Genomic DNA, 23,030 nt, shown 5'->3' on the forward strand with positions numbered 1-23,030 from the left:
GGTGCGTCGGAACGCTGGCGGCGTATGGCCGCTTACAGGCGGCGTATGGCCGCTTACAGTGCGTCGGGGCCGCGCTCGCCGGTGCGGACGCGTACGGCGGTGTCGACGGGGACGCTCCACACCTTCCCGTCCCCGATCTTGCCGGTACGGGCGGCCTTGACGACCAGGTCGATGAGCTGTTCGGCGTCCTCGTCCTCGACAAGCACCTCGATGCGGACCTTGGGGACGAGGTCGACGGTGTACTCGGCGCCCCGGTAGACCTCGGTGTGGCCGCGCTGGCGTCCGTATCCGCTGGCTTCGGTGACGGTCAGGCCCTGGACGCCGAACGCCTGGAGGGCCTCCTTGATCTCGTCGAGCCGGTGCGGCTTGACCACCGCGGTGATGAGCTTCATGCGTCCACCTTCTTGTCCGTCGCCTTGCCGCCGGGCGCCTTCGTGCCGGGCGCGTCACTGCCGGGCGCTTTCTCGTTCCCCGCCCGCGCGGTGTCCGCCGTGTCGTCGCCGACCGGGGGAAGGGCGCCGGTGAGGGTCCTGCGGGATCCGGCGCCGCCGCCGGCGCCGCTGAAGTCGTACGCGGTCTCGGCGTGCTCGACCTGGTCGATGCCCCGGACCTCGTCGTCCTCGCTGACCCGCATGCCCATGGTCTTGTCGATGACGAGGGCGAGGAGGGCGGAGGCGACGAGGGAGTAGGCGAAGACGGCGACGACGCCGGTCGCCTGCTTGCCGAGCTGCTCCAGGCCGCCGCCGTAGAAGAGGCCCTTGGCGTCGGACTGGACGCCGCCGGTGGCGAAGAAGCCGACGAGGAGGGAGCCGATGACCCCGCCGACGAGGTGGACGCCGATGACGTCGAGGGAGTCGTCGTAGCCGAAGCGGTACTTCAGGCCGACGGCCATGGCGCACAGCAGGCCGGCGATCGCGCCGATGGCGATGGCGCCGAGCGGGGAGCAGGAGCCGCCGGCGGGGGTGATGGCGACGAGGCCGGCGACGGCGCCGGAGGCGGCGCCGAGGGTGGTGAAGGCGCCGTGGCGGATCTTCTCGTACGCGAGCCAGGCGAGCATCGCGGCGGCGGTGGCGACCTGGGTGTTGACGAACATCACCGCGCCGACGCCGTCGTCGTTGCCGAGCCAGGAGCCGGCGTTGAAGCCGAACCAGCCGAACCAGAGGAGCCCGGCGCCGAGCATCACCAGCGGGAGGCTGTGCGGGCGCATCGGGTCCTTCTTGAAGCCGACGCGCTTGCCGATGACGAGGATCACGCCGAGGGCGGCGGCGCCGGCGTTGATGTGGACGGCGGTGCCGCCCGCGAAGTCGATGACGCCCATCTCGAAGAGCCAGCCGCCGGAGCCCCATACCCAGTGGGCGACGGGGAAGTAGACGACGGTGGCCCAGAGGGCGACGAAGAGCGCCCAGGCGGTGAACTTCACCCGGTCGGCGAGGGCGCCGCTGATCAGCGCGGGGGTGATGATCGCGAACATCAGCTGGAAGACGGCGAAGACGTACACGGGGACGGTGTAGCCGTCCCACAGTTCGGTGATCCCGATGCCGCTGAGGCCGACGTAGTCGGACGACCAGCCGATGAGGGATCCCGAGTCGGTGCCGAAGGCGATGCTGAAGCCGTAGAGGACCCAGAGGATCGTGACGATCCCCAGGCTGATGAAGCTCATCATCAGCATGTTGAGGGTGGATTTCACCCGGACCATGCCTCCGTAGAAGAAGGCGAGGGCCGGTGTCATCAGCATCACCAGGGCGGAGCAGATGAGCATGAACCCGGTGTTGGCGGCAGACAGCGCGGGTGCGTCTGCGGCAAGGGTCGTGATGCCTTGGGGCATCGGCGTCTCCTCGTCGTCGGTACGGCCGGTGCGGGGGCCGAGCCGGGGCTCGCGCGGCCGGCTGGCGTGGCCATGAGGGGTGGCCGGTTATGAGCCAGAGATTCGCGCAGCGCGGTTTCGGTCGATGCCGCTCGATGTTTCGCCGCAGTGACGAAGAGGGCCGGTGTGTTACGCCACCATGAACCACGGGGTCACGGACATGTAACGGCAGTACCCTCCGGCCACGTCAAGGGACCGGCCGCGACTGTCACCCTGTTGACCTGGCAATGGGGGAGCCGAGTCGGGCTGTACGGGGTGACGGTCGCGGCCGGGGCCGGTGGGGGTGCCGGGTGGCACCGGGGAGGTCAGACCGCTTCGGCGGCCTCCGGGAGCTGGGCGGTGAGCCGGTCGGTGAGGCTGGCGACCTCCGGTACGTCGCCGAAGTCGCGGGCGGCCGTGTCGACGGTCTTGCGCAGGCGGGTGTTGACCCGCTCGGAGCGGATCCGCCGGGCGACGCCGAGGGCGGACTCGGCCAGCTTGGTGGCCTGTTCCGGTTCGCGCTTGAGCAGGTGGACGGTGGCCATGCCGACGAGGTTGAGCGCGTAGGACCGCTGGTGGTCCTCGTCCTTGGAGAACAGCTCCACGGCCTTTTCCATCACGGGCTCGGCGAGGGAGGCGTAGGTGGGGCTGCGGCCCGCGACATAGGCGAGGTCGCGGTAGGAGTGGGCGTTCTCGCCGTTCAGCTCGGCCTCGGAGAAGAAGCGGATCCAGTCGGGCTCGGGCTCGCCGTCCAGGCCGGCGTCGGCGAAGGTGTCCTCGGCCATGCGCACGGCCCGCTTGCACTTGCTGGGCTGGCCCATGTTGGCGTAGGCGCGGGCCTCCATCGCATACAGCATGGCCTGGGTGCGGGCGGTGGCGCAGTCCCGGCTGCCGTACTGGGCGAGGTGGATGAGCTCCAGCGCGTCGTCGGGCCGCCCGAGGTGGATCATCTGGCGGCTCATGGAGGACAGGATGTACGAGCCGAGGGGCTTGTCGCCGGCCTCCTTGGCAGCGTGCAGGGCGAGGACGAAGTACTTCTGGGCGGTGGGCTGGAGGCCCACGTCGTAGCTCATCCAGCCGGCCAGTTCGGCCAGCTCGGCGGCGCAGCTGAACAGGCGCCGGGCGGTCGGGCCGGGCTGGGGCTCCTGGAGCAGGTCGGTGACCTCGTGGAGCTGGCCGACGACCGCCTTGCGGCGCAGTCCGCCGCCGCACTGGGCGTCCCACTGGCGGAACATCACCGTGGTGGACTCCAGCAGGTCCAGCTCGGCGCGGGAGAGCCGGGTGGGGCGGCGCGGGGCGGGCACCTCGGCGCGGGCCGGTTCGGCGGCCGGGGTGGGGACGAGCCAGCGCTGCATGGGCTCGATGAGGGCGGGGCCGGCGGCCAGCGCGAGGGAGGTGCCGAGGAAGCCGCGCCGGGCGAGCATCAGGTCGCTGCGGGAGAAGTCGCTGAGCAGGGCGACGGTCTGGGGGCCCGCCCAGGGGAGGTCGACACCGGACACCGAGGGTGACTGGTGGGCGGTGCGCAGGCCGAGGTCCTCGATGGCGACGACGCTGCCGAAGCGCTCGGAGAACAGCTCGGACAGGATGCGCGGGATCGGCTCGCGCGGCTGCTCGCCGTCGAGCCAGCGCCGGACACGGGAGGTGTCGGTGCTGATGTGGTGTGCGCCCATCTGGCGCGCCCGGCGGTTCACCTGTCGCGCCAGCTCGCCCTTGGACCAGCCGCTGCGCACGAACCACGAGCCCAGCTGCTCGTTCGGGCGCTTCCCGGCATGCGTACCGTCTGCGCCACTGCCGCCCACTGCTTGGCCCCCATCCGCCGGATCACGTCGCTCGAACCCGTACCAGAATGCCGTCAATCACGGCCGCCCGTCCGCGAGTTGCACCCTTCGAACAGGAAACCGGCTTGCCTCCGGCATACCCGTCCGCGCGGTTCGTACCCGTCGGAACCCCGGTGTTCGTGCACTGAAAGTAATCCTACGATCACCCGTCCGGCGAGGCCGTTTCCATAAACGCCACCATTCGCCACCCCTTTGAATGAACTCCCCCGGCGCCGGGCGCGATTCACTTGACATGACGACGACACGGCGACGACCCGGGCGCGGCGGACGGTCGCACGGCCGGTTGTGCGGCCCGGTGCGCACCACCCGGCGCGCACCGGGGCGACGCCGGCCGCGGCGGCAGTGCTACACACCGTCACGGAAGCGTTTCGGGCCGTGACCACGGGCGAGTTCCACCGTTGGAGGGGACATGGGCTTCACGATCGGCGGCACCCGCATCCTGTCCGGCTCGCGGCGGCGGGGTGCCCGTGCCGCGGAGAGCACCGTGGTGGCGGAGTACACGGGCCTGTGGGGCTGGGACGTGGTCCCGGGGGCCCGCGCCGCGTCGGGCCGCTGCTCCTGCGGAGACTCCGGGTGTACGGCGCCGGGAGCGCATCCGCTGGCCTTCGCGCCCGAGGTGCCCGCGGGGTCGACGCTCGACCGGGCGGCCGAGGTGTGGTCGGAGTTCCCGGGCGCGGCGCTGCTGCTGCCGGTCGGGCGGGCGTTCGACGTGCTGGAGGTCGCCGAGCAGGCCGGGCGGCCGGCGCTGGTGCGGCTGGAGCGGATGGGTCTGCCGCTGGGCCCGGTGTGCGTGACGCCGACGGGGCGGGCGCAGTTCTTCGTGGCGCCCGGGGCGGCGGCGGAGCTGCCGCGGCTGCTGTACCGGATGGGCTGGGACGACGCCGATCTGGACCTGCGCTGCCTGGGTCCGGGCGCCCACATCACGGCGCCCCCCTCGGACCACGCGGGCCTGGGGCCGTCGCGGTGGCTGCGCGCCCCGGGGCCGGACACCGGCGCCCCGCCGCAGGCCCGGCTGCTGCTGGGCACCCTGGCGTACCTGTGCCACCGGTCGGGCGGCTGACCGGCCGCCGGTGACCCCGGTGACGCGACGACCGGGGCGGCACCTCGTGGTCGAGGTGCCGCCCCGGTCGGCTGTGTCGCGACGTAACCGGCGGAGCCGGCGTACCGGCGTGGCCGCCGGCTCCGGCGTACCGGCTGAGTCCGATCAGTGCGTCGAAGCCGGCGTACCGGCTCAGTCCCCGATCAGGGCGTCGACGAACGCCTCCGGCTCGAAGGGCGCCAGGTCGTCCGGGCCCTCGCCCAGGCCGATCAGCTTCACCGGGACGCCCAGCTCGCGCTGGACCGCCACGACGATGCCGCCCTTGGCGGTGCCGTCCAGCTTGGTGAGCACGATGCCGGTGATGTCGACGACCTCGGCGAAGACGCGCGCCTGCACCAGGCCGTTCTGGCCGGTGGTGGCGTCGAGGACGAGCAGGATCTCGTCCAGCGGGCCGTGCTTCTCCACGACGCGCTTGACCTTGCCCAGCTCGTCCATGAGGCCGGTCTTGGTGTGCAGGCGGCCGGCGGTGTCGATGAGCACGACGTCGGCGCCCTCGGCGATGCCCTCCTTGACCGCGTCGTAGGCGACGGAGGCCGGGTCGCCCGCCTCCGGGCCGCGCACGGTGCGGGCGCCGACCCGCTCGCCCCAGGTCTGGAGCTGGTCCGCCGCCGCCGCGCGGAAGGTGTCGGCCGCGCCGAGTACGACCGACTTGCCGTCGGCGACGAGCACCCGCGCCAGCTTGCCGGTGGTGGTGGTCTTGCCGGTGCCGTTGACACCGACGACCATCACGACGCCCGGGGTGTCGAGGTCGCTCTCGGTGTGGACGGTGCGGTCGAGGTCGGTGCCGACGAGGGTCAGCAGCTCCTCGCGCAGCAGGCCGCGCAGCTCCTCCGGGGTCCGGGTGCCGAGCACCCGGACGCGCTCGCGCAGCCGCTCGACGAGTTCCTGGGTAGGGGCGACGCCGACGTCGGCGGTGAGGAGGGTGTCCTCGATCTCCTCCCAGGTGTCCTCGTCGAGGTGCTCGCGCGACAGCAGGGTGAGCAGGCCCTTGCCCAGGCTGTTCTGCGAGCGGGCGAGCCGGGCGCGCAGCCGGATGAGGCGACCGGCGGTGGGTTCCGGGACCTCGATCTCGGGGGCGGGCGGGGCCGCGACGAGCGGGTCCTCCACCGCGGCGGGGGCCTCCAGGGCCTCTTCGGCCGTGGGGAGGTCCACCTCCTCGATGGTGCGGCGCGGTTCCTCCCGCGGTGTCTCCGCCTCCTCGCCGACGTGCGGCTCGGCGGGCGGAGCGGTGATGGTCGGCGGGGCCGGCGGCGCCTCGGGCGGCGGCAGCTTCTTCTTTCTGCGGCTGCCGACCACGAGACCGCTGATCGCGCCGATCGCGACCAGGGCGATGACTACAGCAAGGATGAGGATTTCCATAACCCGTCCAGTATCGGCCACGACCGCCCGCGTGAGCGGTCTCGGAGCATGCACCGGGGACCATGGCCCCTGTTTGGACCTCTTTGGGGAGGAACGTACGATGCCGAAGTCCCCCTCCTCCCCCGCCCGGAGCCTTTCCATGCCCCACGCCACCGAGACCGACGGCGCGATAGAGACCCGCGGTCTCGAACCCGTCCCCGACGCCGAACGCACCGGCCACGTCCGGGAGCTGTTCCCGACCTGGGTCGCCGCCAACATCAGTGTGCTGCTGCTCACGATGGGTGCCGGACTGATCGTCTTCAACGGACTGAACATCTGGCAGGTGCTGGTGGTGGCGGTCGCCGCGCCGGTCCTGTCGTACGGGATCGTCGGGCTGATCTCGATCGCCGGCAAGCGGGGCGGCTCGCCCGGTATGGCGCTGTCCCGCGCGGTGTTCGGCCAGCGCGGGAACCTCTTCCCCGGGACGCTGATCTGGGTGGCCCGGTGGGGCTGGGAGACGATCAACGCGGTCACCGGCGCGTACGCCGTGCTCACCGTGCTCGACCTGCTGTTCGGCATCGAGAGCAGCACCCCGCTGATCATCGTGACGCTGCTGCTGTTCGTGGCGGCGACGTTCCTGGTGTCGGGGCTCGGCATCAACGCGCTGCGGGTGTGCAGCACCTGGTCGACGTACCTCTTCGGCGCGTTCTCGGTGCTGGTGCTGGTGTATCTGGTGGCCAATACGGACTGGTCCGCGGTCTTCGCGAAGCCGGCCGGTTCGACGGCGATGCTGATCGCGGGTATCGGCACGATCGCGGCGGGCGGCATCAGCTGGGTGCCCTCCGGCCCGGACTTCACCCGCTATCTGCCGCGTACGGCGTCGTCGCGCGCGATGGTCGGTTCCACGATCGGCGGCGCCGGGATCGTGGTGCTGCCGATGGTGCTGATGGGCGCGGTGATGGCGGTGTCGACGCCGAGCCTGGCGTCCGCGCAGGACCCGGTGTCGTTCATCGGTGAGCTGCTGCCGGCGTGGATCTCGGTGCCGTACCTGGTGATCGCCCTGATCGGCATGCTGCTGATCAACTCGATGTCGATGTACTCGGCCGGGTTCACCGCGCAGACGCTGGGGATCCGGGTGCCGCGCACCTGGGCGGTGAGCGTGAACGCGGTGATCTCGCTGGTGTTCGGCTTCCTGCTGATGGTGGTGGCGACCAGCTTCATCGGTTCGTTCATCTCGTTCCTGACGCTGCTGGCGGTGGCGTTCTCGGCGTGGATCGGGGTCTTCGGCGTCGACATGCTGCGGCGCCGGTCGTACGACGCCGAGGCGCTGATGGACACCACGCGGACGAGCGCCTACTGGTACCGGGGCGGTTTCGCGTGGCAGGCGATGACGGCGTGGGCGGTGGCGCTGGTGGTGGGGCTGCTGTTCACCAAGGTCGACTGGTTCGCGGGGCCGCTCGCCGGTTCGTGGATCGGCGCCAACGGCCTGGGCTGGCTGGTGACGATCGTGGTGGCGGCCGTGCTGTACGCGGTGCTGCCGCGCGCCGCCGCCGATGCCGCTGCCGGGGGCGCCGGGTCCGCCGGGGCTGCCGGCGGCGAGGAGCGGGAGCCGGTCGCCGCCTCCGTGTGACGCCGTCTCCGTGAGCCGCCGCGCGGCGCACGGCCCCGGGAAGACGTACTGCCCCGGTCCGGACCGTCGGGGTCCGGGCCGGGGCAGTGTCGTGCCCGAGGAGAGGGGCAGCGGGGTATTAGCCCATCTCCTCCAACGCCTTGCCCTTGGTCTCCTTCACGTACCGCAGTACGAAGGGGATGGAGAGCACGGCGAAGACCGTGTAGATGATGTACGTGCCGGACAGGTTCCAGTCCGCCAGGGACGGGAAGCTCGCGGTGATGGCCCAGTTGGCGATCCACTGCGCGGAGGCGGCGACGCCCAGGGCGGCGGCGCGGATCTTGTTGGGGAACATCTCGCCGAGGAAGACCCAGACCACCACGCCCCAGGAGAGGGCGAAGAAGAGCACGAAGGCGTGGGCGGCGATCAGGGCGACCACGCCCTGGGTCTCCGGCAGCTTGCCGTCGACGAGGTCGGCGGAGAAGGCCCAGGCCTCGAAGGCGAGGGCGACCGCCATACCGGCCGAGCCGACGAGGGCGAGCGGCTTGCGGCCGACCCGGTCGACCAGGACCATCGCGATCACGGTGCCGATGATGTTGATGATCGACGTGGTGAACGAGTAGAAGAAGGAGCTCGACGGGTCGATGCCGACCGACTGCCACAGCGTCGAGGAGTAGTAGAAGGCGACGTTGATGCCGACGAGCTGCTGGAAGACGGACAGGCCGATGCCGACCCAGACGATCGGCAGGAAGCCGAAGCGGCTGCCGAGCAGGTCGCGGAAGGTCGACTTGTGCTCGCGGCGCATGGCGGTCTCGATCTCGGCCAGGCGGGCGTCGAGGTCGACGCCCTTGCCCTCGACCTCGGAGAGGACCTCCTTGGCCTTGTCCTTGCGGCCGACGGAGATGAGGAAGCGGGGCGACTCGGGGATCGCGAAGGAGAGCAGGCCGTAGAGCACGGCCGGGATCACCATGACGCCGAGCATCCACTGCCAGGCTTCCAGGCCGGCCAGCTCACCGCGCTGGTCTCCGCCGGCCATGTTGAGGATGGCCCAGTTGACCAGCTGGGAGACGGCGATGCCGATGACGATGGCGGCCTGCTGGAAGGAGCCGAGCCGGCCGCGGTAGGCGGCGGGCGCGACCTCGGCGATGTAGGCGGGGCCGATGACCGAGGCCATGCCGATGGCGAAGCCGCCGACCACGCGCCAGGCGGCGAGGTCCCACAGCGCGAAGGGGAGCGCGGAGCCGACGGCGCTGATGGTGAACAGGACGGCGGCGATCTGCATGCAGCGGATGCGGCCGATGCGGTCGGCGATGCGTCCGGCGGTCGCCGCGCCGATGGCACAGCCGATCAGGGCGATGGCGATGACCTGGGCGAGGGTGCCGGAGCCGATGTCGTACCGGTCGCGGACGGCCTCGACGGCGCCGTTGATGACGGAGCTGTCGTAGCCGAAGAGAAATCCGCCCATCGCGGCGGCGGCCGTGATGAAGATGACATGGCCGAGGTGGTCGGGGTGGGCCTCCCTGGCCCCCGACGGCGACGGCTGCGCTGTGCTGGTCACGTGAACTCCTGGCGCCCGGCGCCGTCGCCGGGCATGGGGGGCGAGCCCTTCCAGTGGCGCACAACTTCACGCCGCCCACCACTTGAAGGTAAAAGCAACGCTGGGAAGACTATTCCTTCAAGTTTCGAAGTCAAGAGGCTGAAGGGCATCAATTCTGCCCGGAAGCACCCGGCCGCGGCGTGTCACCTTGCCAGCCCCTGGTCGGCTTGTGTTCAGAACTTGAAACAGACGCAGCGGTACGGCCCCCGCCACCCGGGCGGGCGGCGCGGGCGCTCAGCGGAGGCGCTGGCTGATGACCTTGGACACCCCGTCGCCCTGCATGGACACCCCGTACAGCGCGTCCGCGACCTCCATCGTCCGCTTCTGGTGGGTGATCACGATCAGCTGGGAGCTCTCCTGGAGCTCCTGCATGATCTTGATCAGCCGCTGGAGGTTGGTGTCGTCGAGCGCCGCCTCGACCTCGTCCATGACGTAGAACGGGCTCGGCCGCGCCTTGAAGATCGACACCAGCATCGCCACGGCCGTCAGCGACCTCTCGCCACCGGACAGCAGCGAGAGCCGCTTGACCTTCTTGCCCGGCGGGCGGGCCTCGACGTCCACACCCGTGGTGAGCATGTTGCCGGGGTCGGTCAGGACGAGCCGTCCCTCGCCGCCCGGGAAGAGCCGGGAGAAGACCCCCTCGAACTCCCGGGCGGTGTCCCGGTACGCCTCGGTGAAGACCTGCTCGACGCGTTCGTCCACCTCCTTCACCACCTGAAGGAGGTCGGCCCGCGTCTTCTTCAGGTCCTCGAGCTGCTCGGAGAGGAACTGGTGGCGCTCCTCCAGCGCCGCGAACTCCTCCAGCGCCAGCGGATTCACCTTCCCGAGCTGCTGGTACGCCCGTTCGGCCGACCTCAGTCGTTTCTCCTGCTCCGCGCGGACGAAACGTCCCGGCCGGTTGCGCGGGTGCTCCGGGTCCTCCGGCAGTTCCTCCCCCTCGGCCGGCGGCGACGGCGGCACCGGCTGGTCCGGCCCGTACTCCGCGACCAGCGCGGTGGGCTCCACGCCCAGCTCCTCCAGCGCCCGGGTCTCCAGCTGCTCGATGCGCAGCCGCTTCTCGGCGCCCAGCACCTCGCCCCGGTGCACCGAGTCCGTCAGCTTGTCCAGCTCGCCCTTCAGGTCCCGCCCGGTGGCACGCGCCGCGGCGAGGTCCCGCTCGCGGGCCGCCTTCGCCGCCTCGGCCGCCGACCGCTCGCCGTCGGCCCGTACGAGGGACACCTCGACGTGCGCCAGGAGCTGGCGGGCCCCGGAGGCCACCGCGGCGGCGACCTCCGCCTCGTGGCGCAGCCGGGCCCGGCGATGCTCGGCACGCGCGCGTGCCTCCCGTTCGGCGCGGGCGGCCCGGTCGAGCCCGTCGGCGCGGCCGGCCAGGCCCTTGACCCGCTCCTCGTGCGTACGGACCTGGAGGCGGGCCTCCATCTCGGTCTGGCGGGCGTTCGCCCCGTCGGCGGCCAGCCGGTCGCGCACCGAGGTGTCGGGCTCCTCCTCCACCTCGGTCTCCTCGGCGACCGCCAGCCGCTCCGCCAGCTCCTCCGCCTCGGCGGTGGCCTTCTCCAGCGCCTCCTGCGCCCGTGCGGCGGCCGCGGTGGTGCGTTCCGCCTCGCCCGCGGCGCCCCGCGCCTGCCCGGCGAGCCGCCCGAGCGCCTGGGCGACGGAGGACTTCTCCCGGTCGGCCGCCCGGCGCCGCTCGGCCAGCTCCTCCACGTGGCCAGCGAGGGTACGGCGCCGCTCGGCGGCCCCGGCCTCGGCGGCGGCCAGCTCCTCGCACCGCACGGCGAGCCGGGCCAGCTCGGCGGCGGCCTCGTCCACGGCGGCCTGCACCTCCAGGAGGCTGGGCGCCCCGGCCGACCCGCCGTGCGCGAGGTGCGCCCCGAGGAGATCGCCCTCGGCGGTGACGGCGACCAGCCCGGGCCGGGCGTACACCAGCTCCTCGGCCTCCTCCAGATCGCCGACCACCACGACGTCCCGCAGCAGCCGCCGCACGGCGGGCATCAGCTCCGCGGGCCCGTGCACCAGGTCCGCCGCCCAGGTCCGGCCCGCCTCACGGACACGCCCCCCGGGCCCCGCCGCCCCGTCCGGTTCCTCGGGTGCGCCGCCGAGCAGCAGGGCGGCGCGCCCCGCGTCCTGCTTGCGCAGCAGCCGGAGCGCCTCGGCGGCCGTCGCCGGGTCCCGTACGGCGACCGCGTCGGCGGCGGCTCCCAGGGCCGCGGCGACCGGCACCTCGTACCCGGGCGCCACGGTCAGCAGTCCGGCGGCCGGGCCGAGCAGGCCGGTGAGCCGGTCGGCGGCGCCCAGCAGCGCCCCGGTGCCGTCCTTGCGCCGCAGGCCCAGGGCGAGCGCCTCGTGCCGGGCGGAGAGGGCGGCGCGCTCGCGTTCCGCGGCGGTGGCGGCCTCCCGGGCGGCGCCGTGGGCGGCCTCGGCCGCGGCCAGCTCGCGCCGGGCCGCCTCGTGCCGCTCGGCCAGCTCGGCGTCGCCGGCGTCCAGCCCGTCGACCTCCGCCTTGAGCGCCTCGTACTCCTCCTGCGCGGCGACGGCCCGGTCGCGTGCCTCGTCGCGGGCGGCGGCCAGCCGGTCGATCTCGGCGCGCGCGGAGGCGGCCCGCGACCGGGCGGCGCCCACCTGCCCGCTCAGCCGGGCCAGGCCCTCGCGCCGGTCGGCGATCGCCCGGGCCACGTCCTTGAGCCGCCGCTCCTCCGCGGCCAGGTGCCGTTCCAGTTCGGCGCGGTGGGAGACGGTGTCCTCCAGCGCCCGCCGGGCCGCCTCCAGCGCGGCCTCCAGTTCCGCCTCCTGCTCCCGGACACGGGCCGCCTCCCGCTCCAGGTCCTCGGGGTCGCGCCCGCGCCGCTCCTCCACCGGCGGCGCGGTGGCGCTGCGCACGCGCGCGTCCGCCAGCGAGACGGTGCCGCGGACGCGTTCGGCGAGCTGCGACAGCTCGTACCAGGTCTGCTGGGCGCGCTGGAGCCGGGGCGCCAGGCGCCGGACCTCGTCCTCCAGCGCGGCCTCCCGGGCGAGGGCGGCGTTCAGTTCGGCCTCGGCCCGCTCCTTGCGCTCCTTCAGGGCGGCCTCGTCGGCGATCTCCGCGTTCAGCGCCTCCTGGAGGCGTACGAGGTCGTCGGCGAGGAGCCGCAGCCGGGCGTCGCGCAGGTCGGCCTGGATGACGGCGGCCCGGCGTGCCACGGCGGCCTGCCGGCCCAGCGGCTTGAGCTGGCGGCGCAGTTCGTCGGTGAGGTCCTGGACGCGGGCGAGGTTGGCCCGCATCGCGTCCAGCTTCCGCAGCGCCTTCTCCTTGCGCTTGCGGTGCTTGAGGACGCCGGCGGCCTCCTCGATGAACGCCCGGCGGCCCATCGGGTCGGCGTGCAGGACGGAGTCGAGCTGGCCCTGGCCGACGATGACGTGCATCTCCCGGCCGATGCCGGAGTCGCTGAGGAGGTCCTGGATGTCGAGGAGCCGGCAGGTGTCGCCGTTGATCTGGTATTCGCTGCTGCCGCCCCGGAACATGATCCGGGTGATGGTGACTTCGGCGTAGTCGATGGGCAGCGCGCCGTCGGAGTTGTCGATCGTGAGGGAGACCTCGGCGCGGCCGAGCGGTGGCCGCCCGGTCGTCCCGGCGAAGATGACGTCCTCCATCTTGCCGCCGCGCAATGACTTGGCTCCCTGTTCTCCCATGACCCAGGAGAGGGCGTCCACCACATTGGACTTTCCCGAGCCGTTGGGCCCCACGACGCAGGTGATTCCCGGTTCGAACCGCAGGGTGGTGGCGGAGGCGAACGATTTGAAACCACGCAGGGTCAGGGCCTTGAGGTGCACGCCCCCGGACTCTACCTGCCGCTTCCCGTTTGACCCATGAACGCGAAGGGCACATCACTGGTTAAGGATCAGCGGGGCCCGGTGGAACGCCGGGTGGCCGGCCGGGGAAGGGAAAAGAAAGAAGGGACGCCGAAGCGTCCCTTGCATGTCTCGCGAGAGTGTTTCTCACCTTGCCCGTGGCCGTAGGTGCACCGGTCCGGGCCGTGCCGAAGGGGCTGGGATCAGGTGAGCGCAGGCTCCGCCTTGGGTACGTCGATGTCGATGCCGTCGAGCAGCGCCTCGCTGTGTGCGGCGGCAGCGTTCAGCGCGTCGTTCTCGGACTGAATCCGTACGAGCTCGGACTCGAGATCCTGGACGCGCTGCTGAAGCCGTCGCATCTCGGCGAGGAGTCGCGGGTCGGAACCGCCGACATAACCGAGAAGCGCCTTTGCCATGACTTTTGGTCCTCCACACTGAGTGACCGACCGAAGCGGTGTGGGTCGTGAGGGATTGAGGCACCCGCGGTGCCCGGCGATGCGTCGTGCCGCTGCGGTTCTCACCGCCGAACAACTGGGGTGCGCGGGGCTTCCAGCGTCTCACCAAAAAGTTTGACGGTCAACACGATCACGCCCCGTATCAAGGGGCAACCGGGGGCCGCGGCCGCGTCAGGTGCGGCGGCGCCTCTCTCGTCGGTGCCCGGGGGCGTGCGTACGGACCCGGGAAATCCTCCGGATCATTCGTATCGCGCAGCCTTCCACGCGGAGCCCTCTCTTGGCAACCACCAGGTCATTTGTCCGGCACGCACATGCCGACGGCAGATGCGGGCCGGTGGTCGGCCGGAAACGCATCCGGATTCACCCCCCGGAATTCCAAGATCGTCAGCGGATGGCGAAGCCTTCGTAACCTCCGCGCGGGGTGTCCCATATCTCAGTCACTCCGTCCACGGATCCGGGTGTGTCGTCGGAGCGGAGCCAGTCCAGCAGACGGTGGCAATTCTCACGGGGCCCCTCGGCCACCACCTGTACTCGGCCGTCGTCCAGATTGAGGGCGAAGCCGGTGAGGCCGCCGATCTCCAGGGCGTTCGCCCTGGTGAACCAGCGGAAGCCCACTCCCTGTACTCGGCCGCGTACCCAGGCGGTGAGCCGTGCGTCGTCGTTCATGGCTGCACGCTAACCGGCCGGTTCCCCGCGAAGCACGTCTCCCCCACGCGTCATGGCGTACAGTCCCGACGACATGAGCCTCACCCGTTCGGGCGAGTGACCGGATGACCGAGACGTCCTGACCAGGCGTCGAAGCAGGAAGGCACAGGACATGGGACGCCACCGGAAGAAGCGGGTCTCCGTACCCGTCCGCACCGGGCTGCTCGGCGCCTCCGCCGCGGTGGCGGTCGGCACCGTCGCCGTGGCCTCCGGCCTGCTGCCCGGCGGTGACACCTTCACCGTCGGTGACAGCGGTACGAGCGAGCGGGTACGGGCCGGGAGCGTGCCCGAGCTGAACGCGCAGGGCGGCGCCAGCGCCGGCCCCGAGCGGCCCTCCACGGCCGCGAGCCGCGGCGCCGACCGGGGCCCGCTCGCCCCCTCCACGTCGCCCTCGCCCGCGCCGGCCAAGCCCTCCTCGTCCGCGCCGCCGAAGAAGACGAAGGCCCCGGCTCCGGCCACCAGCGCGCCGGAGAAGAAGGAGACGGCCTCCCGGAGCGCGGCGCCCACCCGCACGGCCACCGCGAAGCCCAAGCCCCCGGCGCCCACGCCCGAGCGCACCACCGAGCGGCCCCCGGCACCGTCCGTCCCGGCCGTCCCCACCTCGCCGTCCGACTCGGGCCGCGAGGCGGCGGCCGAGGCCGCGGTGCTCGCCCTGGTCAACACCGAGCGCGCCAAGGTCGGGTGCAGCCCGGTGCAGGCCTCCCGGGGCCTGGCGTCGCTGGCGGGCGCGTACAGCAGGGACATGGCCGAGCGCGGCTTCTTCTCGCACACCGACCCCGACGGCGCCTCCCCGTGGGACCGGGCCGCCAAGGCCGGGGTCCAGGGCCTGGCGGCGGAGAACATCGCCCGCGGGCAGGCGGACGCCGAGGCGGTGATGGAGTCCTGGATGAACAGCGACGGCCACCGCGCGAACATCCTCAACTGCGACTACACCCGGCTCGGAGTCGGCGTCCACTTCGCCGACGGCGGCCCCTGGTGGACCCAGAACTTCGGCTTCTGAGCCGTCCCGTCCGGCACGGCCCCTCCGCCCGCGCGCATGCGGGAGGGCGTGACGGGTAGCCGCTGTGCACCACGCAGACGGGAGGGGAACCGCATGGTGTACGGACAGTTCCTGGCCAAGGGCGCCGGAGAGGGCACCCCGCCCTTCTGGATCATCGCCCTCGCCCTGATCGCCGTCGTCGGCGTGGCGTTTCTCGTGAGCAAGGCCCGTAAGCGGTAGCGCCGGCTCTGCTCTACGGGGCGACCGGCGGGGCCGGGCGCGGGGGGCGCTGGCAACGGGGGCAGAAGTAGCTGGAGCGGTTCATCCAGGGGCGGCGGCGCATCGCGGTGCCGCACCGGCGGCAGGGCTCGCCCTCGCGGCCGTACGCGTCCAGGGACCGGTCGAAGTAGCCGGACTCGCCGTTGACGTTGACGTACAGGCTGTCGAAGCTGGTGCCACCCTGGGCGAGCGCCGCCGTCATCACGTCGCGGACGTGCCCGAGCAGCTCGGCCGACCGGGGCCGGGTGAGCGTCGCGGTGGGCCGGTCGTAGTGGAGGCGGGCGCGCCACAGTGCCTCGTCGGCGTAGATGTTGCCGACGCCGCTGATCAGCGACTGGTCGAGCAGGGCGCGTTTGACCGTCGTACGGCGCAGGCGCAGCGCCGTGTGGAAGGCGAGGTCGTCGAAGCCGGGGTCGAGCGGGTCGCGGGCGATGTGCGCGATGGCGAGAGGCAGGCCCTCGGGGGTGTTCTCGTGGAGGGAGAGCCCGCCGAAGGTGCGCTGGTCGACGAAGCGCAGCTCGGTGCCGAGCGAGTCGCCGAACCGGACGCGGATCCGCAGGTGCTTCTCGTCGGGCGCCGTCTCCGGCTGCACCAGGAGCTGGCCGCTCATGCCGAGGTGCCCGAGGACGGACAGGTCGGCGTCCTCCAATGGCAGCCACAGGTACTTGCCGCGCCGCCTGGCCACGCCGAAGCGGTGCCCCCTGAGGCGGGCGGCGAAGTCCTCGCCGCCGGCCAGGTGCCGCCGTACCGCGCGCGGGTGCAGGACCTGGACGTCGGCGACGGTACGGCCGCTGACCCAGCGCTCCAGGCCGCGCCGGACGACTTCGACCTCGGGCAGCTCGGGCACGGCGCTCCTCCGGGGGGGTCGCGGGATCATGGGAAACCCCGCCGCACCGGAGTGCGACGGGGTGGGAAGCGATTCAGCTCAGGCCGTGGCCTGTGAGGCTTCGGAGACCGAAGAGGTGTCGGCGGCCTCTTCGGAGCCCTCGCCACCGGTGCCCGCGTCCGCGCCGGACTCGGCCGCGGCCTTGGCCGCCGCCTCCCGCTCGTCCGCGGCGGCCCGGATGGCCCGCCAGGCGGACTCCGCCGCCTGCTGCTCCGCTTCCTTCTTGCTGCGGCCGGTGCCGGTGCCGTACGAGACACCACCGACGCGGGCAGCAGCAGTGAAGGTCTTCTCGTGGTCCGGTCCGGTCTCGGTGACCAGGTACTCCGGAACGCCGAGGCCCTCGGCCGCGGTCAGCTCCTGGAGGCTGGTCTTCCAGTCCAGGCCGGCGCCGAGGTTCGAGGACTTCTCGATCAGCGGGTCGAAGAGCCGGTGCACCAGCTCGGACGCCGCTTCGAGGCCCTGGTCGAGATAGACCGCGCCGATCACCGCTTCCAGGGTGTCGGCGAGGATGGATGCCTTGTCCCGGCCTCCGGTGCCCTCTTCGCCCCGGCCGAGCCGGATGAAGGAGCCCAGGTCGAGGCCGCGGCCGACCTCCGCCAGCGCACGCGAGTTGACCACCGCGGCCCGCAGCTTGGCCAGCTGGCCCTCGGGCAGGTCGGGGTGGGTGCGGTACAGCGTGTCGGTGACCACCAGGCCGAGCACGGAGTCCCCGAGGAACTCCAGCCGCTCGTTGGTGGGCAGACCGCCGTTCTCGTACGCGAAGGAGCGGTGGGTCAGCGCGCGCACCAGAAGGGCGGACTCGAGCCGATACCCGAGCCGCCCTTCCAGAAGCGTGTGGGACGAGGCCGTGTTCTCCGCCTGCTTCTTGGCGTCTTCCGCCGTTTTCTGGCCAGACACGGTACCTCTCACCAGCCCGCTCAGACCGAGAGGACCTGGCGCTTGTTGTACGTGCCGCAGCTCGGGCACGCGATGTGCTGCTGCTTCGGCTCCTGGCAACGCTCGCACGAAACCAGGGTGGGGACCGCAGCCTTCCACTGCGACCGGCGGTGGCGCGTGTTGCTGCGCGACATCTTCCGCTTCGGAACAGCCACGGCTACTTCTCCTGCTTCTCGGCGGCGCGTGCAGATTCGGGCCCGTCGCCGCTCATGTTGTCCTTCTCGCCGGTCCCGAGTGAATCGGCGAGTCCCTGCAATGCCGCCCAACGCATGTCGACGGCGTCGTGGTGGTGGTCCGGGTCGTCGTTCAGGTTGGCGCCGCACTCGGCGCACAGTCCCGCACAGTCCTCCCGGCACACCGGCTGCATCGGCAGTGCGAGCACCGCCGCATCGCGCAGCACGGGCTCGAGGTCGAACATGCCGTCCTCGAGGGGGATGATGTCCTCGTCCTCCTCGGCATCGTCGCCCGAGGCCGCGTGGCGGCCCCGGTCGTCAATGTCGGGGTACGAGAACATCTCCTGGAAGTCCGCCGCCACATCCTGGCGCAGCGGCTCCAGACACCTTACGCACTCCCCCTCGGCCGACGCACGGGCGGTGCCTGTGACAAGCACCCCTTCCATGACCGACTCGAGGCGGAGGTCCAGCTCGACGGGCGATCCCTGGGGAACGCCGATCACTCCGTCGATGCCGAGGTCCGCAGGGGCCTCGACGGTGCGGGAGATCCGCTGGAGGGCACCGGGACGCCGGCCCAGCTCGTGCGTGTCGAACACGAGGGGGTTGCGGTGGTCGAGGCGCGTACTCAGGGTTCTTCCTGCTTTCGGATCGTCTGGGGCGGCCCGGGCTTCCGGCTCGGGGCCGGTGCGGGCACGCGTGATCGCGGACGTACTCGCGACCGAAGAGCCAGGATACTGGACGCTTCGCCCTGGGCCCAATCCGGGCCGTCAGTGCCCCTGACCGTGGCCCTGCTCGTACTGCCGCAGCTGCTCCAGGTCGATCATGCTGGTGTCGAAGAAGCTGGTCTCGTCGAGAGCGGCGGTCTGCTGCGGAGGCTGCTGCTGCCCGTAGGGGTACGGCTGCTGGGCGGGGTAGCCCTGGCCCTGGTCGTAGCCCTGGTAGGCGTACGGGTCGGGCTGGTAGGCGGCGTAGGCGTCCTGGGCCGGGTAGGCGGCGTACGGGTCGGGCTGGCGGTCCGGGACCGGCGCGGGCTCCGCCGGCGCGGCGAGGCCGGCCAGGTAGTCGGCGTCGCTGGTGTGCTGCCGGGCGGTGCCCGCCGCGTCCTGGGCGGCCATGTGGGCGCCGAGGTCGTCGGTGGCGATCCGGCCGTGCAGCTTCTGCCGGCCGCGGCCGACCGCCTCCAGCGTCTTGGTGAGCACCGCCTCGAAGGCGCCGATCTTGGCGTCGACGTACTCGTCCGCGCGCCGGATCAGGGTCTGCGGGTCGGCGGTGTACTCGGGGGCGTCCTCGTCCGCGTACCCCTGCTCGTCGAGGCCCGGGCCCCGGCCGAGGAGCTTCTCGCGGCCCCGGTCGACGGAGCCGATGGTCTTGGTGAGGACGACCTCGAAGTTGGCGAGCTTGGAGTCGACGTAGTCGTCGGCCTCGGCGCGGATCTCGTCGGCCTCGCGGCGGGCCTCGGCGAGGATGCGGTCGGCCTCCTCCTGGGACCGGCGGGCGACCTGGGTGTCGGAGATCAGCGAGCCCCGCTCGGCGTGGGCGGCCTCGATGATCCGCTCGGCCTCCTGGCGGGCCTGCTCGACCAGCTGCTCACGGCCGCCGATCAGCTCCTGGGCCTGGGCCAGCGAGCCCGGCAGGGCCTGGCGCAGCTCGTCGAGCATCGCGAGCAGCTCGGCGCGGTTGACCACGCAGGAGGCCGACATGGGCATGGAACGGGCGCTCGCGACCGTCCCGACGATCTCGTCGAGCTTCTTGTGCACGTCCACCGTGTGCTCGCCACTCTCTACCGCAGGATTGGAGACGGACGGGACGACTGTACGGCCAGTCGGAGGCGTCCGGACACCGGGTGACGGACAGTCAGCCGGTCACTTCTCGCCCAGCCTCTTCACCAGCGCCTCGTGGACGGCCGGCGGCAGCAGGTGGGAGACGTCCCCGCCCCAGGCGGCGACCTCCTTGACCAGCGAGGAGGACAGGAAGCTGTAGGTCGGGTTGGTGGGCACGAAGAGCGTCTCCACGCCCGACAGCCCGTTGTTCATCTGGGCCATCTGCAGCTCGTAGTCGAAGTCGCTGACGGCCCGCAGCCCCTTGACGATGGCGGGGATGTCCCGTTCCTTGCAGAAGTCGACGAGCAGGCCGTGGTGGGACTCGACCCGGACGTTGCCGTACTCACGGGTCACCCGGCGGATGAGGTCCATCCGCTCCTCGACCGTGAACAGGCCCTTCTTCGACTGGTTGATCATCACCGCCACGTGCACCACGTCGTACAGCTTGGAGGCGCGGGCGATGATGTCGAGGTGCCCGTTGGTGATGGGGTCGAACGACCCCGGACAGACTGCGCGGCGCAACTGAAGTCCCTCGCTCTCCGAACCGGTCATCGTGCGTCTTCGCACGTAGAGGCGGCGCGACCGTACCAAAACGTTCCCTCGCCGTAGCGGCGGGACCGCAGCGGTGCGAAGCCGTCCGGCCAGGTGAACTCCCCGCCCCTGGTGCTGCGCTCCACGGTGACGAGCGCGTCGTCGGCGAGCCAGCCCCCGGTGCGGAGTGTGATCAGGATCTCTCCAAGATCGTCGTCCGTGACGGCGTACGGCGGGTCGAGGAAGACCACGTCGTACGGGTCGGAGGGCGCCGGTCCCGCCACGATCTGCTCGGCCTTCCCGGCGCGGACCTCGGCGCCCGGCAGGCCGAGCGCCCGGACGTTGTCGCGGACCGTGCGGGCGGCCCGCTGGTCGGCCTCCACGAGCAGGGCGTGCCCGGCGCCCCGGGACAGCGCCTCCAGGCCGACGGCGCCGGACCCGGCGTACAGGTCGGCGATCCGGATGCCGTCGAGGCTCCCGAGGAGCGCCTGCCAGGTGGAGAACAGCCCTTCACGCGCCCGGTCGGAGGTGGGGCGGGTGCCGTTGCCCGGCGGCACGGCCAGGCGGCGTCCGCCGGCCGCGCCGGCGATCACGCGGGTCATCTGTGGTCCTTCCGGTGCTGATGACTCCACGATATGGGCTCAGCCCTTGTCCAGATACCGCTCCCGCTCCTTGTCGAGGAGGGCGTCCAGCGCGGTGCGCAGCTCCGGGTGGCCGGTCAGCTCGGGGTCGGCGGCGACGACGGCCACCGCCTCCTCGCGGGCGGCGGCGATGACCTCCTCGTCGTCGATGACGGCGAGCATGCGCAGGCTGGAGCGCACCCCGGACTGGGCCTGGCCGAGGACGTCGCCCTCACGGCGCTGTTCGAGGTCGATGCGGGACAGCTCGAAGCCGTCGAGTGTGGCGGCCACGGCGCCGAGCCGCTGCCGGGCGGGGCTCGCCTCCGGCGCCTCGGTGACCAGCAGGCACAACCCGGGGGCGGAGCCCCGGCCGACCCGGCCGCGCAGCTGGTGGAGCTGGGAGACGCCGAACCGGTCGGCGTCCATGATGACCATGGCCGTGGCGTTGGGGACGTTGACCCCGACCTCGATGACCGTCGTGGCGACCAGGACGTGCGTCTCGCCCTTGGCGAAGCGGCGCATCACGGCGTCCTTGTCGTCGGGCGCCATCCTGCCGTGCAGCACCTCGACCCGGAGCCCGGCAAGGGGCCCCCGGGCGAGCTGCTCGGCGACGTCGAGCACCGCCAGCGGCGGCCGCTTGTCGCCCTCCGCGTCCTTGGCCTTCTTCTTCTCGTCCTCCTCGTCCCCGATCCGGGGGCACACCACATACGCCTGGTGGCCGTTCTCCACCTCCTCGCGGACCCGCTCCCAGGCGCGGGCCAGGAAGTGCGGCTTGTCGGCGGCGGGCACGACATGGCTGGCGATCGGCGAGCGGCCGGCGGGCAGCTGGTCGAGGACGGACGTCTCCAGGTCGCCGAAGACGGTCATGGCGACCGTGCGCGGGATGGGGGTGGCGGTCATGACCAGCAGGTGGGGCGGCTGCTTGCCCTTGCCGCGCAGGGCGTCGCGCTGCTCGACGCCGAAGCGGTGCTGCTCGTCCACGACGACCAGCCCGAGGTCGTGGAACCGCACCTTGTCCTCGATCAGGACGTGCGTGCCGATGACGATGCCCGCCTCGCCGGTCACCAGGTCCAGCAGGGCCTGCCGCCGGGCGGCGGCCCCCATGGACCCGGTCAGCAGCACCACTTTGGTGGCGTGCTCGGTGCCGCCGAGCATCCCGCCCTCGGCCAGCTCGCCCATCATCTCGGTGACGGAACGGTGGTGCTGCTGGGCGAGGACCTCGGTGGGCGCGAGCATCGCGGCCTGGCCGCCCGCGTCGACCACCGCGAGCATCGCCCGCAGCGCCACCATGGTCTTTCCCGAACCCACCTCGCCCTGGAGCAGCCGGTGCATGGGGTGCTCGGTCGCCAGGTCGCCGAAGATCTCCTCCGACACCTTCTGCTGCCCCTCGGTGAGGGTGAACGGCAGCCGGGCGTCGAACGCGTCGAGCAGCCCGCCCGGCACGGGCCGGCGCGCCACCGCGGGCAGCTGCGTGTCGGCGTACCGGCGCCGCGCCAGCGCGACCTGGAGGACGAACGCCTCGTCCCACTTGAGCCGGTCGCGGGCGTCGGCGATGTCGGCCTTGGTGCGCGGGCGGTGGACCTTGCGCAGCGCGTCGGGCAGCCCGATGAGCCCGCGCCCCTCCCGCAGCCCGGCGGGCAGCGGGTCGAGCGCCTCCAGGGCGCTGGGCAGCACCGCGTCGACCGCCTTGGCGATCTTCCAGGACTCCAGCTTGGTGGTGGCGGGGTAGATCGGGATGAGCGCGCCGGCCCAGCTGTCCACGGCGCCGTCCTCCTCGCCCTTGAGCAGCTCGTAGGCGGGGTGGGCGAGCTGGGTCTTGCGGTTGAACACCGAGACCTTGCCGGCGAACATCGCGCGCGTGCCGGGCAGCAGGTCCTTGTGCGGCTTGTGGACGCCCTTGCCGAAGAAGACCAGCTGGAGGCGTCCGCTGCCGTCGGTGATGGTCACCTCCAGGCGCTGGCCGCGCCCCCGGGCACCGTTGAACGTCAGCACCCGGGCGTCCGCGACCCGTGCCACCACCGTCACGTGCTCGTCCAGCGGCAGGTCGGCGAGGGTGGTGAGCTCACCGCGCTCGGCGTACCGCCGGGGGTAGTGGTGGAGGAGGTCGCCGACGGTGTGCAGGTCGAGGTGCTCGGCCATCACCTTGGCGGTGGCGGCGCCGAGCTGCTTCTTCAGTGGTTCGTCGAGAGCGGACACGTCCCCATTGCACACCACGCCACCGACAACGCCCGGCAGCCCTCCCGCCGGCCCGCAGTCGGCGTACCACCGGGGTGGGGCCGTGCCTCTCCCCCACCGGCCCGCAGTCGGCGACGCGCCGGGGAAGGGCCGTGCCCCTCGCCCCACCGGCCCGCAGTCGGCCGACGGCCGGGGTGGGGCCGTGCAGGGTCGCCCCCGCAGCGGTTGGCGGCATCGCACGGTCACCCGACCGGTAGGGCACCCCGCCGACCGCGAGGAGGTGAGCCCGGAGGGGCCACACCCCCCACCCACCGGCACCGCA

General features: G+C 72.3%; 20 protein-coding genes. 4 read left to right on the top strand and 16 right to left on the bottom strand.

Annotated features, from left to right (window positions below; genetic code table 11):
* Window positions 1-53: 53 nt before the first annotated feature.
* The 3 genes from ACF08D_RS30470 to ACF08D_RS30480 all read right to left on the bottom strand — a co-directional run bounded on the left by ACF08D_RS30470 (window position 54) and on the right by ACF08D_RS30480 (window position 3,642).
* A complete protein-coding gene (locus ACF08D_RS30470; protein WP_392227316.1) occupies window positions 54-392 on the bottom strand; it encodes a P-II family nitrogen regulator in 339 nt (112 codons plus the stop codon).
* The gene (locus ACF08D_RS30475; protein WP_392227318.1) at window positions 389-1,825 is read right to left on the bottom strand and encodes an ammonium transporter; all 1,437 of its coding nucleotides are present in this window, start codon (window positions 1,823-1,825) and stop codon (window positions 389-391) included. Before ACF08D_RS30475 ends, ACF08D_RS30470 begins: the two co-directional genes overlap by 4 nt.
* 344 nt (window positions 1,826-2,169) lie before the next feature.
* Window positions 2,170-3,642 (bottom strand): hypothetical protein, encoded by a 1,473-nt coding sequence (locus ACF08D_RS30480; protein WP_392227320.1) that lies wholly within the window; start codon window positions 3,640-3,642, stop codon window positions 2,170-2,172.
* Window positions 3,643-4,090: 448 nt separating this feature from the next.
* Here ACF08D_RS30480 and ACF08D_RS30485 point away from each other — a divergent pair, with 448 nt between their 5' ends.
* The gene (locus ACF08D_RS30485; protein WP_392227322.1) at window positions 4,091-4,741 is read left to right on the top strand and encodes a bifunctional DNA primase/polymerase; all 651 of its coding nucleotides are present in this window, start codon (window positions 4,091-4,093) and stop codon (window positions 4,739-4,741) included.
* A gap of 171 nt (window positions 4,742-4,912) precedes the next feature.
* On the opposite strand, the gene ftsY is transcribed toward ACF08D_RS30485, so the two are convergent.
* Entirely contained in the window at window positions 4,913-6,139 is a 1,227-nt protein-coding gene (gene ftsY, locus ACF08D_RS30490; RefSeq protein WP_392227323.1) for a signal recognition particle-docking protein FtsY, read from the bottom strand.
* A 139-nt stretch (window positions 6,140-6,278) separates the two neighbouring features.
* Between ftsY and ACF08D_RS30495 the strand changes: the two genes are divergently transcribed.
* A complete protein-coding gene (locus ACF08D_RS30495; RefSeq protein ID WP_392227325.1) occupies window positions 6,279-7,748 on the top strand; it encodes a cytosine permease in 1,470 nt (489 codons plus the stop codon).
* 118 nt (window positions 7,749-7,866) lie between these two features.
* Here ACF08D_RS30495 and ACF08D_RS30500 read toward each other — a convergent pair whose 3' ends face one another.
* The 4 genes from ACF08D_RS30500 to ACF08D_RS30515 all read right to left on the bottom strand — a co-directional run bounded on the left by ACF08D_RS30500 (window position 7,867) and on the right by ACF08D_RS30515 (window position 14,270).
* The gene (locus ACF08D_RS30500; protein WP_392227327.1) at window positions 7,867-9,285 is read right to left on the bottom strand and encodes a sugar porter family MFS transporter; all 1,419 of its coding nucleotides are present in this window, start codon (window positions 9,283-9,285) and stop codon (window positions 7,867-7,869) included.
* A gap of 273 nt (window positions 9,286-9,558) precedes the next feature.
* The gene (gene smc / locus ACF08D_RS30505; RefSeq protein ID WP_392227329.1) at window positions 9,559-13,131 is read right to left on the bottom strand and encodes a chromosome segregation protein SMC; all 3,573 of its coding nucleotides are present in this window, start codon (window positions 13,129-13,131) and stop codon (window positions 9,559-9,561) included.
* 221 nt (window positions 13,132-13,352) lie between these two features.
* A complete protein-coding gene (locus ACF08D_RS30510) occupies window positions 13,353-13,565 on the bottom strand; it encodes a hypothetical protein (protein ID WP_392227331.1) in 213 nt (70 codons plus the stop codon).
* Between the two features lie 423 nt (window positions 13,566-13,988).
* Window positions 13,989-14,270, bottom strand: coding sequence for an acylphosphatase (locus tag ACF08D_RS30515; protein WP_392227333.1), 282 nt, complete (start codon window positions 14,268-14,270; stop codon window positions 13,989-13,991).
* A 151-nt stretch (window positions 14,271-14,421) separates the two neighbouring features.
* Between ACF08D_RS30515 and ACF08D_RS30520 the strand changes: the two genes are divergently transcribed.
* Complete coding sequence (locus ACF08D_RS30520; protein WP_392227335.1) at window positions 14,422-15,309, top strand: CAP domain-containing protein; 888 nt, start codon at window positions 14,422-14,424, stop codon at window positions 15,307-15,309.
* A gap of 93 nt (window positions 15,310-15,402) precedes the next feature.
* Window positions 15,403-15,528 (top strand): hypothetical protein, encoded by a 126-nt coding sequence (locus ACF08D_RS30525; RefSeq protein WP_392227337.1) that lies wholly within the window; start codon window positions 15,403-15,405, stop codon window positions 15,526-15,528.
* A 13-nt stretch (window positions 15,529-15,541) separates the two neighbouring features.
* Here the strand turns inward: ACF08D_RS30525 and mutM are convergent, their stop codons facing one another.
* The 8 genes from mutM to recG form a co-directional block, all read right to left on the bottom strand.
* Window positions 15,542-16,414, bottom strand: a complete 873-nt coding sequence (mutM, locus tag ACF08D_RS30530; protein ID WP_392227339.1) for a bifunctional DNA-formamidopyrimidine glycosylase/DNA-(apurinic or apyrimidinic site) lyase — start codon at window positions 16,412-16,414, stop codon at window positions 15,542-15,544.
* A 78-nt stretch (window positions 16,415-16,492) separates the two neighbouring features.
* Entirely contained in the window at window positions 16,493-17,362 is an 870-nt protein-coding gene (gene rnc, locus ACF08D_RS30535; RefSeq protein WP_392227340.1) for a ribonuclease III, read from the bottom strand.
* Between the two features lie 8 nt (window positions 17,363-17,370).
* Window positions 17,371-17,544, bottom strand: coding sequence for a 50S ribosomal protein L32 (gene rpmF / locus ACF08D_RS30540; protein ID WP_030496967.1), 174 nt, complete (start codon window positions 17,542-17,544; stop codon window positions 17,371-17,373).
* Window positions 17,545-17,546: 2 nt separating this feature from the next.
* Entirely contained in the window at window positions 17,547-18,191 is a 645-nt protein-coding gene (locus ACF08D_RS30545) for a YceD family protein (RefSeq protein WP_392227446.1), read from the bottom strand.
* Window positions 18,192-18,329: 138 nt separating this feature from the next.
* Window positions 18,330-19,325 carry an ATP synthase F0 subunit B gene (locus tag ACF08D_RS30550; RefSeq protein WP_392227342.1) on the bottom strand — a complete coding sequence of 332 codons (996 nt, stop codon included), beginning with the start codon at window positions 19,323-19,325 and terminating at the stop codon, window positions 18,330-18,332.
* A 99-nt stretch (window positions 19,326-19,424) separates the two neighbouring features.
* Window positions 19,425-19,904 (bottom strand): pantetheine-phosphate adenylyltransferase, encoded by a 480-nt coding sequence (coaD, locus tag ACF08D_RS30555; RefSeq protein WP_392227448.1) that lies wholly within the window; start codon window positions 19,902-19,904, stop codon window positions 19,425-19,427.
* A gap of 26 nt (window positions 19,905-19,930) precedes the next feature.
* On the bottom strand, window positions 19,931-20,515 hold the full coding sequence (gene rsmD / locus ACF08D_RS30560; RefSeq protein WP_392227344.1) for a 16S rRNA (guanine(966)-N(2))-methyltransferase RsmD: 585 nt from the start codon (window positions 20,513-20,515) through the stop codon (window positions 19,931-19,933).
* Window positions 20,516-20,554: 39 nt separating this feature from the next.
* Complete coding sequence (recG, locus tag ACF08D_RS30565) at window positions 20,555-22,672, bottom strand: ATP-dependent DNA helicase RecG (RefSeq protein ID WP_392227450.1); 2,118 nt, start codon at window positions 22,670-22,672, stop codon at window positions 20,555-20,557.
* Between the last annotated feature and the right edge of the window lie 358 nt (window positions 22,673-23,030).

The organism is Streptomyces sp. NPDC015131, assembly GCF_043079975.1.
In the GTDB taxonomy this organism is placed as follows: domain Bacteria; phylum Actinomycetota; class Actinomycetes; order Streptomycetales; family Streptomycetaceae; genus Streptomyces.

Excerpts from the sequence above, each read along its gene's own strand:
- ACF08D_RS30470 (WP_392227316.1), bottom strand. The coding sequence starts at position 392 with ATGAAGCTCATCACCGCGGTGGTCAAGCCGCACCGGCTCGACGAGATC.
- ACF08D_RS30475 (WP_392227318.1), bottom strand. The coding sequence starts at position 1,825 with ATGCCCCAAGGCATCACGACCCTTGCCGCAGACGCACCCGCGCTGTCT.
- ACF08D_RS30485 (WP_392227322.1), top strand. The coding sequence starts at position 4,091 with ATGGGCTTCACGATCGGCGGCACCCGCATCCTGTCCGGCTCGCGGCGG.
- ftsY (WP_392227323.1), bottom strand. The coding sequence starts at position 6,139 with ATGGAAATCCTCATCCTTGCTGTAGTCATCGCCCTGGTCGCGATCGGC.
- ACF08D_RS30495 (WP_392227325.1), top strand. The coding sequence starts at position 6,279 with ATGCCCCACGCCACCGAGACCGACGGCGCGATAGAGACCCGCGGTCTC.
- ACF08D_RS30510 (WP_392227331.1), bottom strand. The coding sequence starts at position 13,565 with ATGGCAAAGGCGCTTCTCGGTTATGTCGGCGGTTCCGACCCGCGACTC.
- ACF08D_RS30515 (WP_392227333.1), bottom strand. The coding sequence starts at position 14,270 with ATGAACGACGACGCACGGCTCACCGCCTGGGTACGCGGCCGAGTACAG.
- ACF08D_RS30520 (WP_392227335.1), top strand. The coding sequence starts at position 14,422 with ATGGGACGCCACCGGAAGAAGCGGGTCTCCGTACCCGTCCGCACCGGG.
- ACF08D_RS30525 (WP_392227337.1), top strand. The coding sequence starts at position 15,403 with ATGGTGTACGGACAGTTCCTGGCCAAGGGCGCCGGAGAGGGCACCCCG.
- rsmD (WP_392227344.1), bottom strand. The coding sequence starts at position 20,515 with ATGACCCGCGTGATCGCCGGCGCGGCCGGCGGACGCCGCCTGGCCGTG.
- recG (WP_392227450.1), bottom strand. The coding sequence starts at position 22,672 with ATGGCCGAGCACCTCGACCTGCACACCGTCGGCGACCTCCTCCACCAC.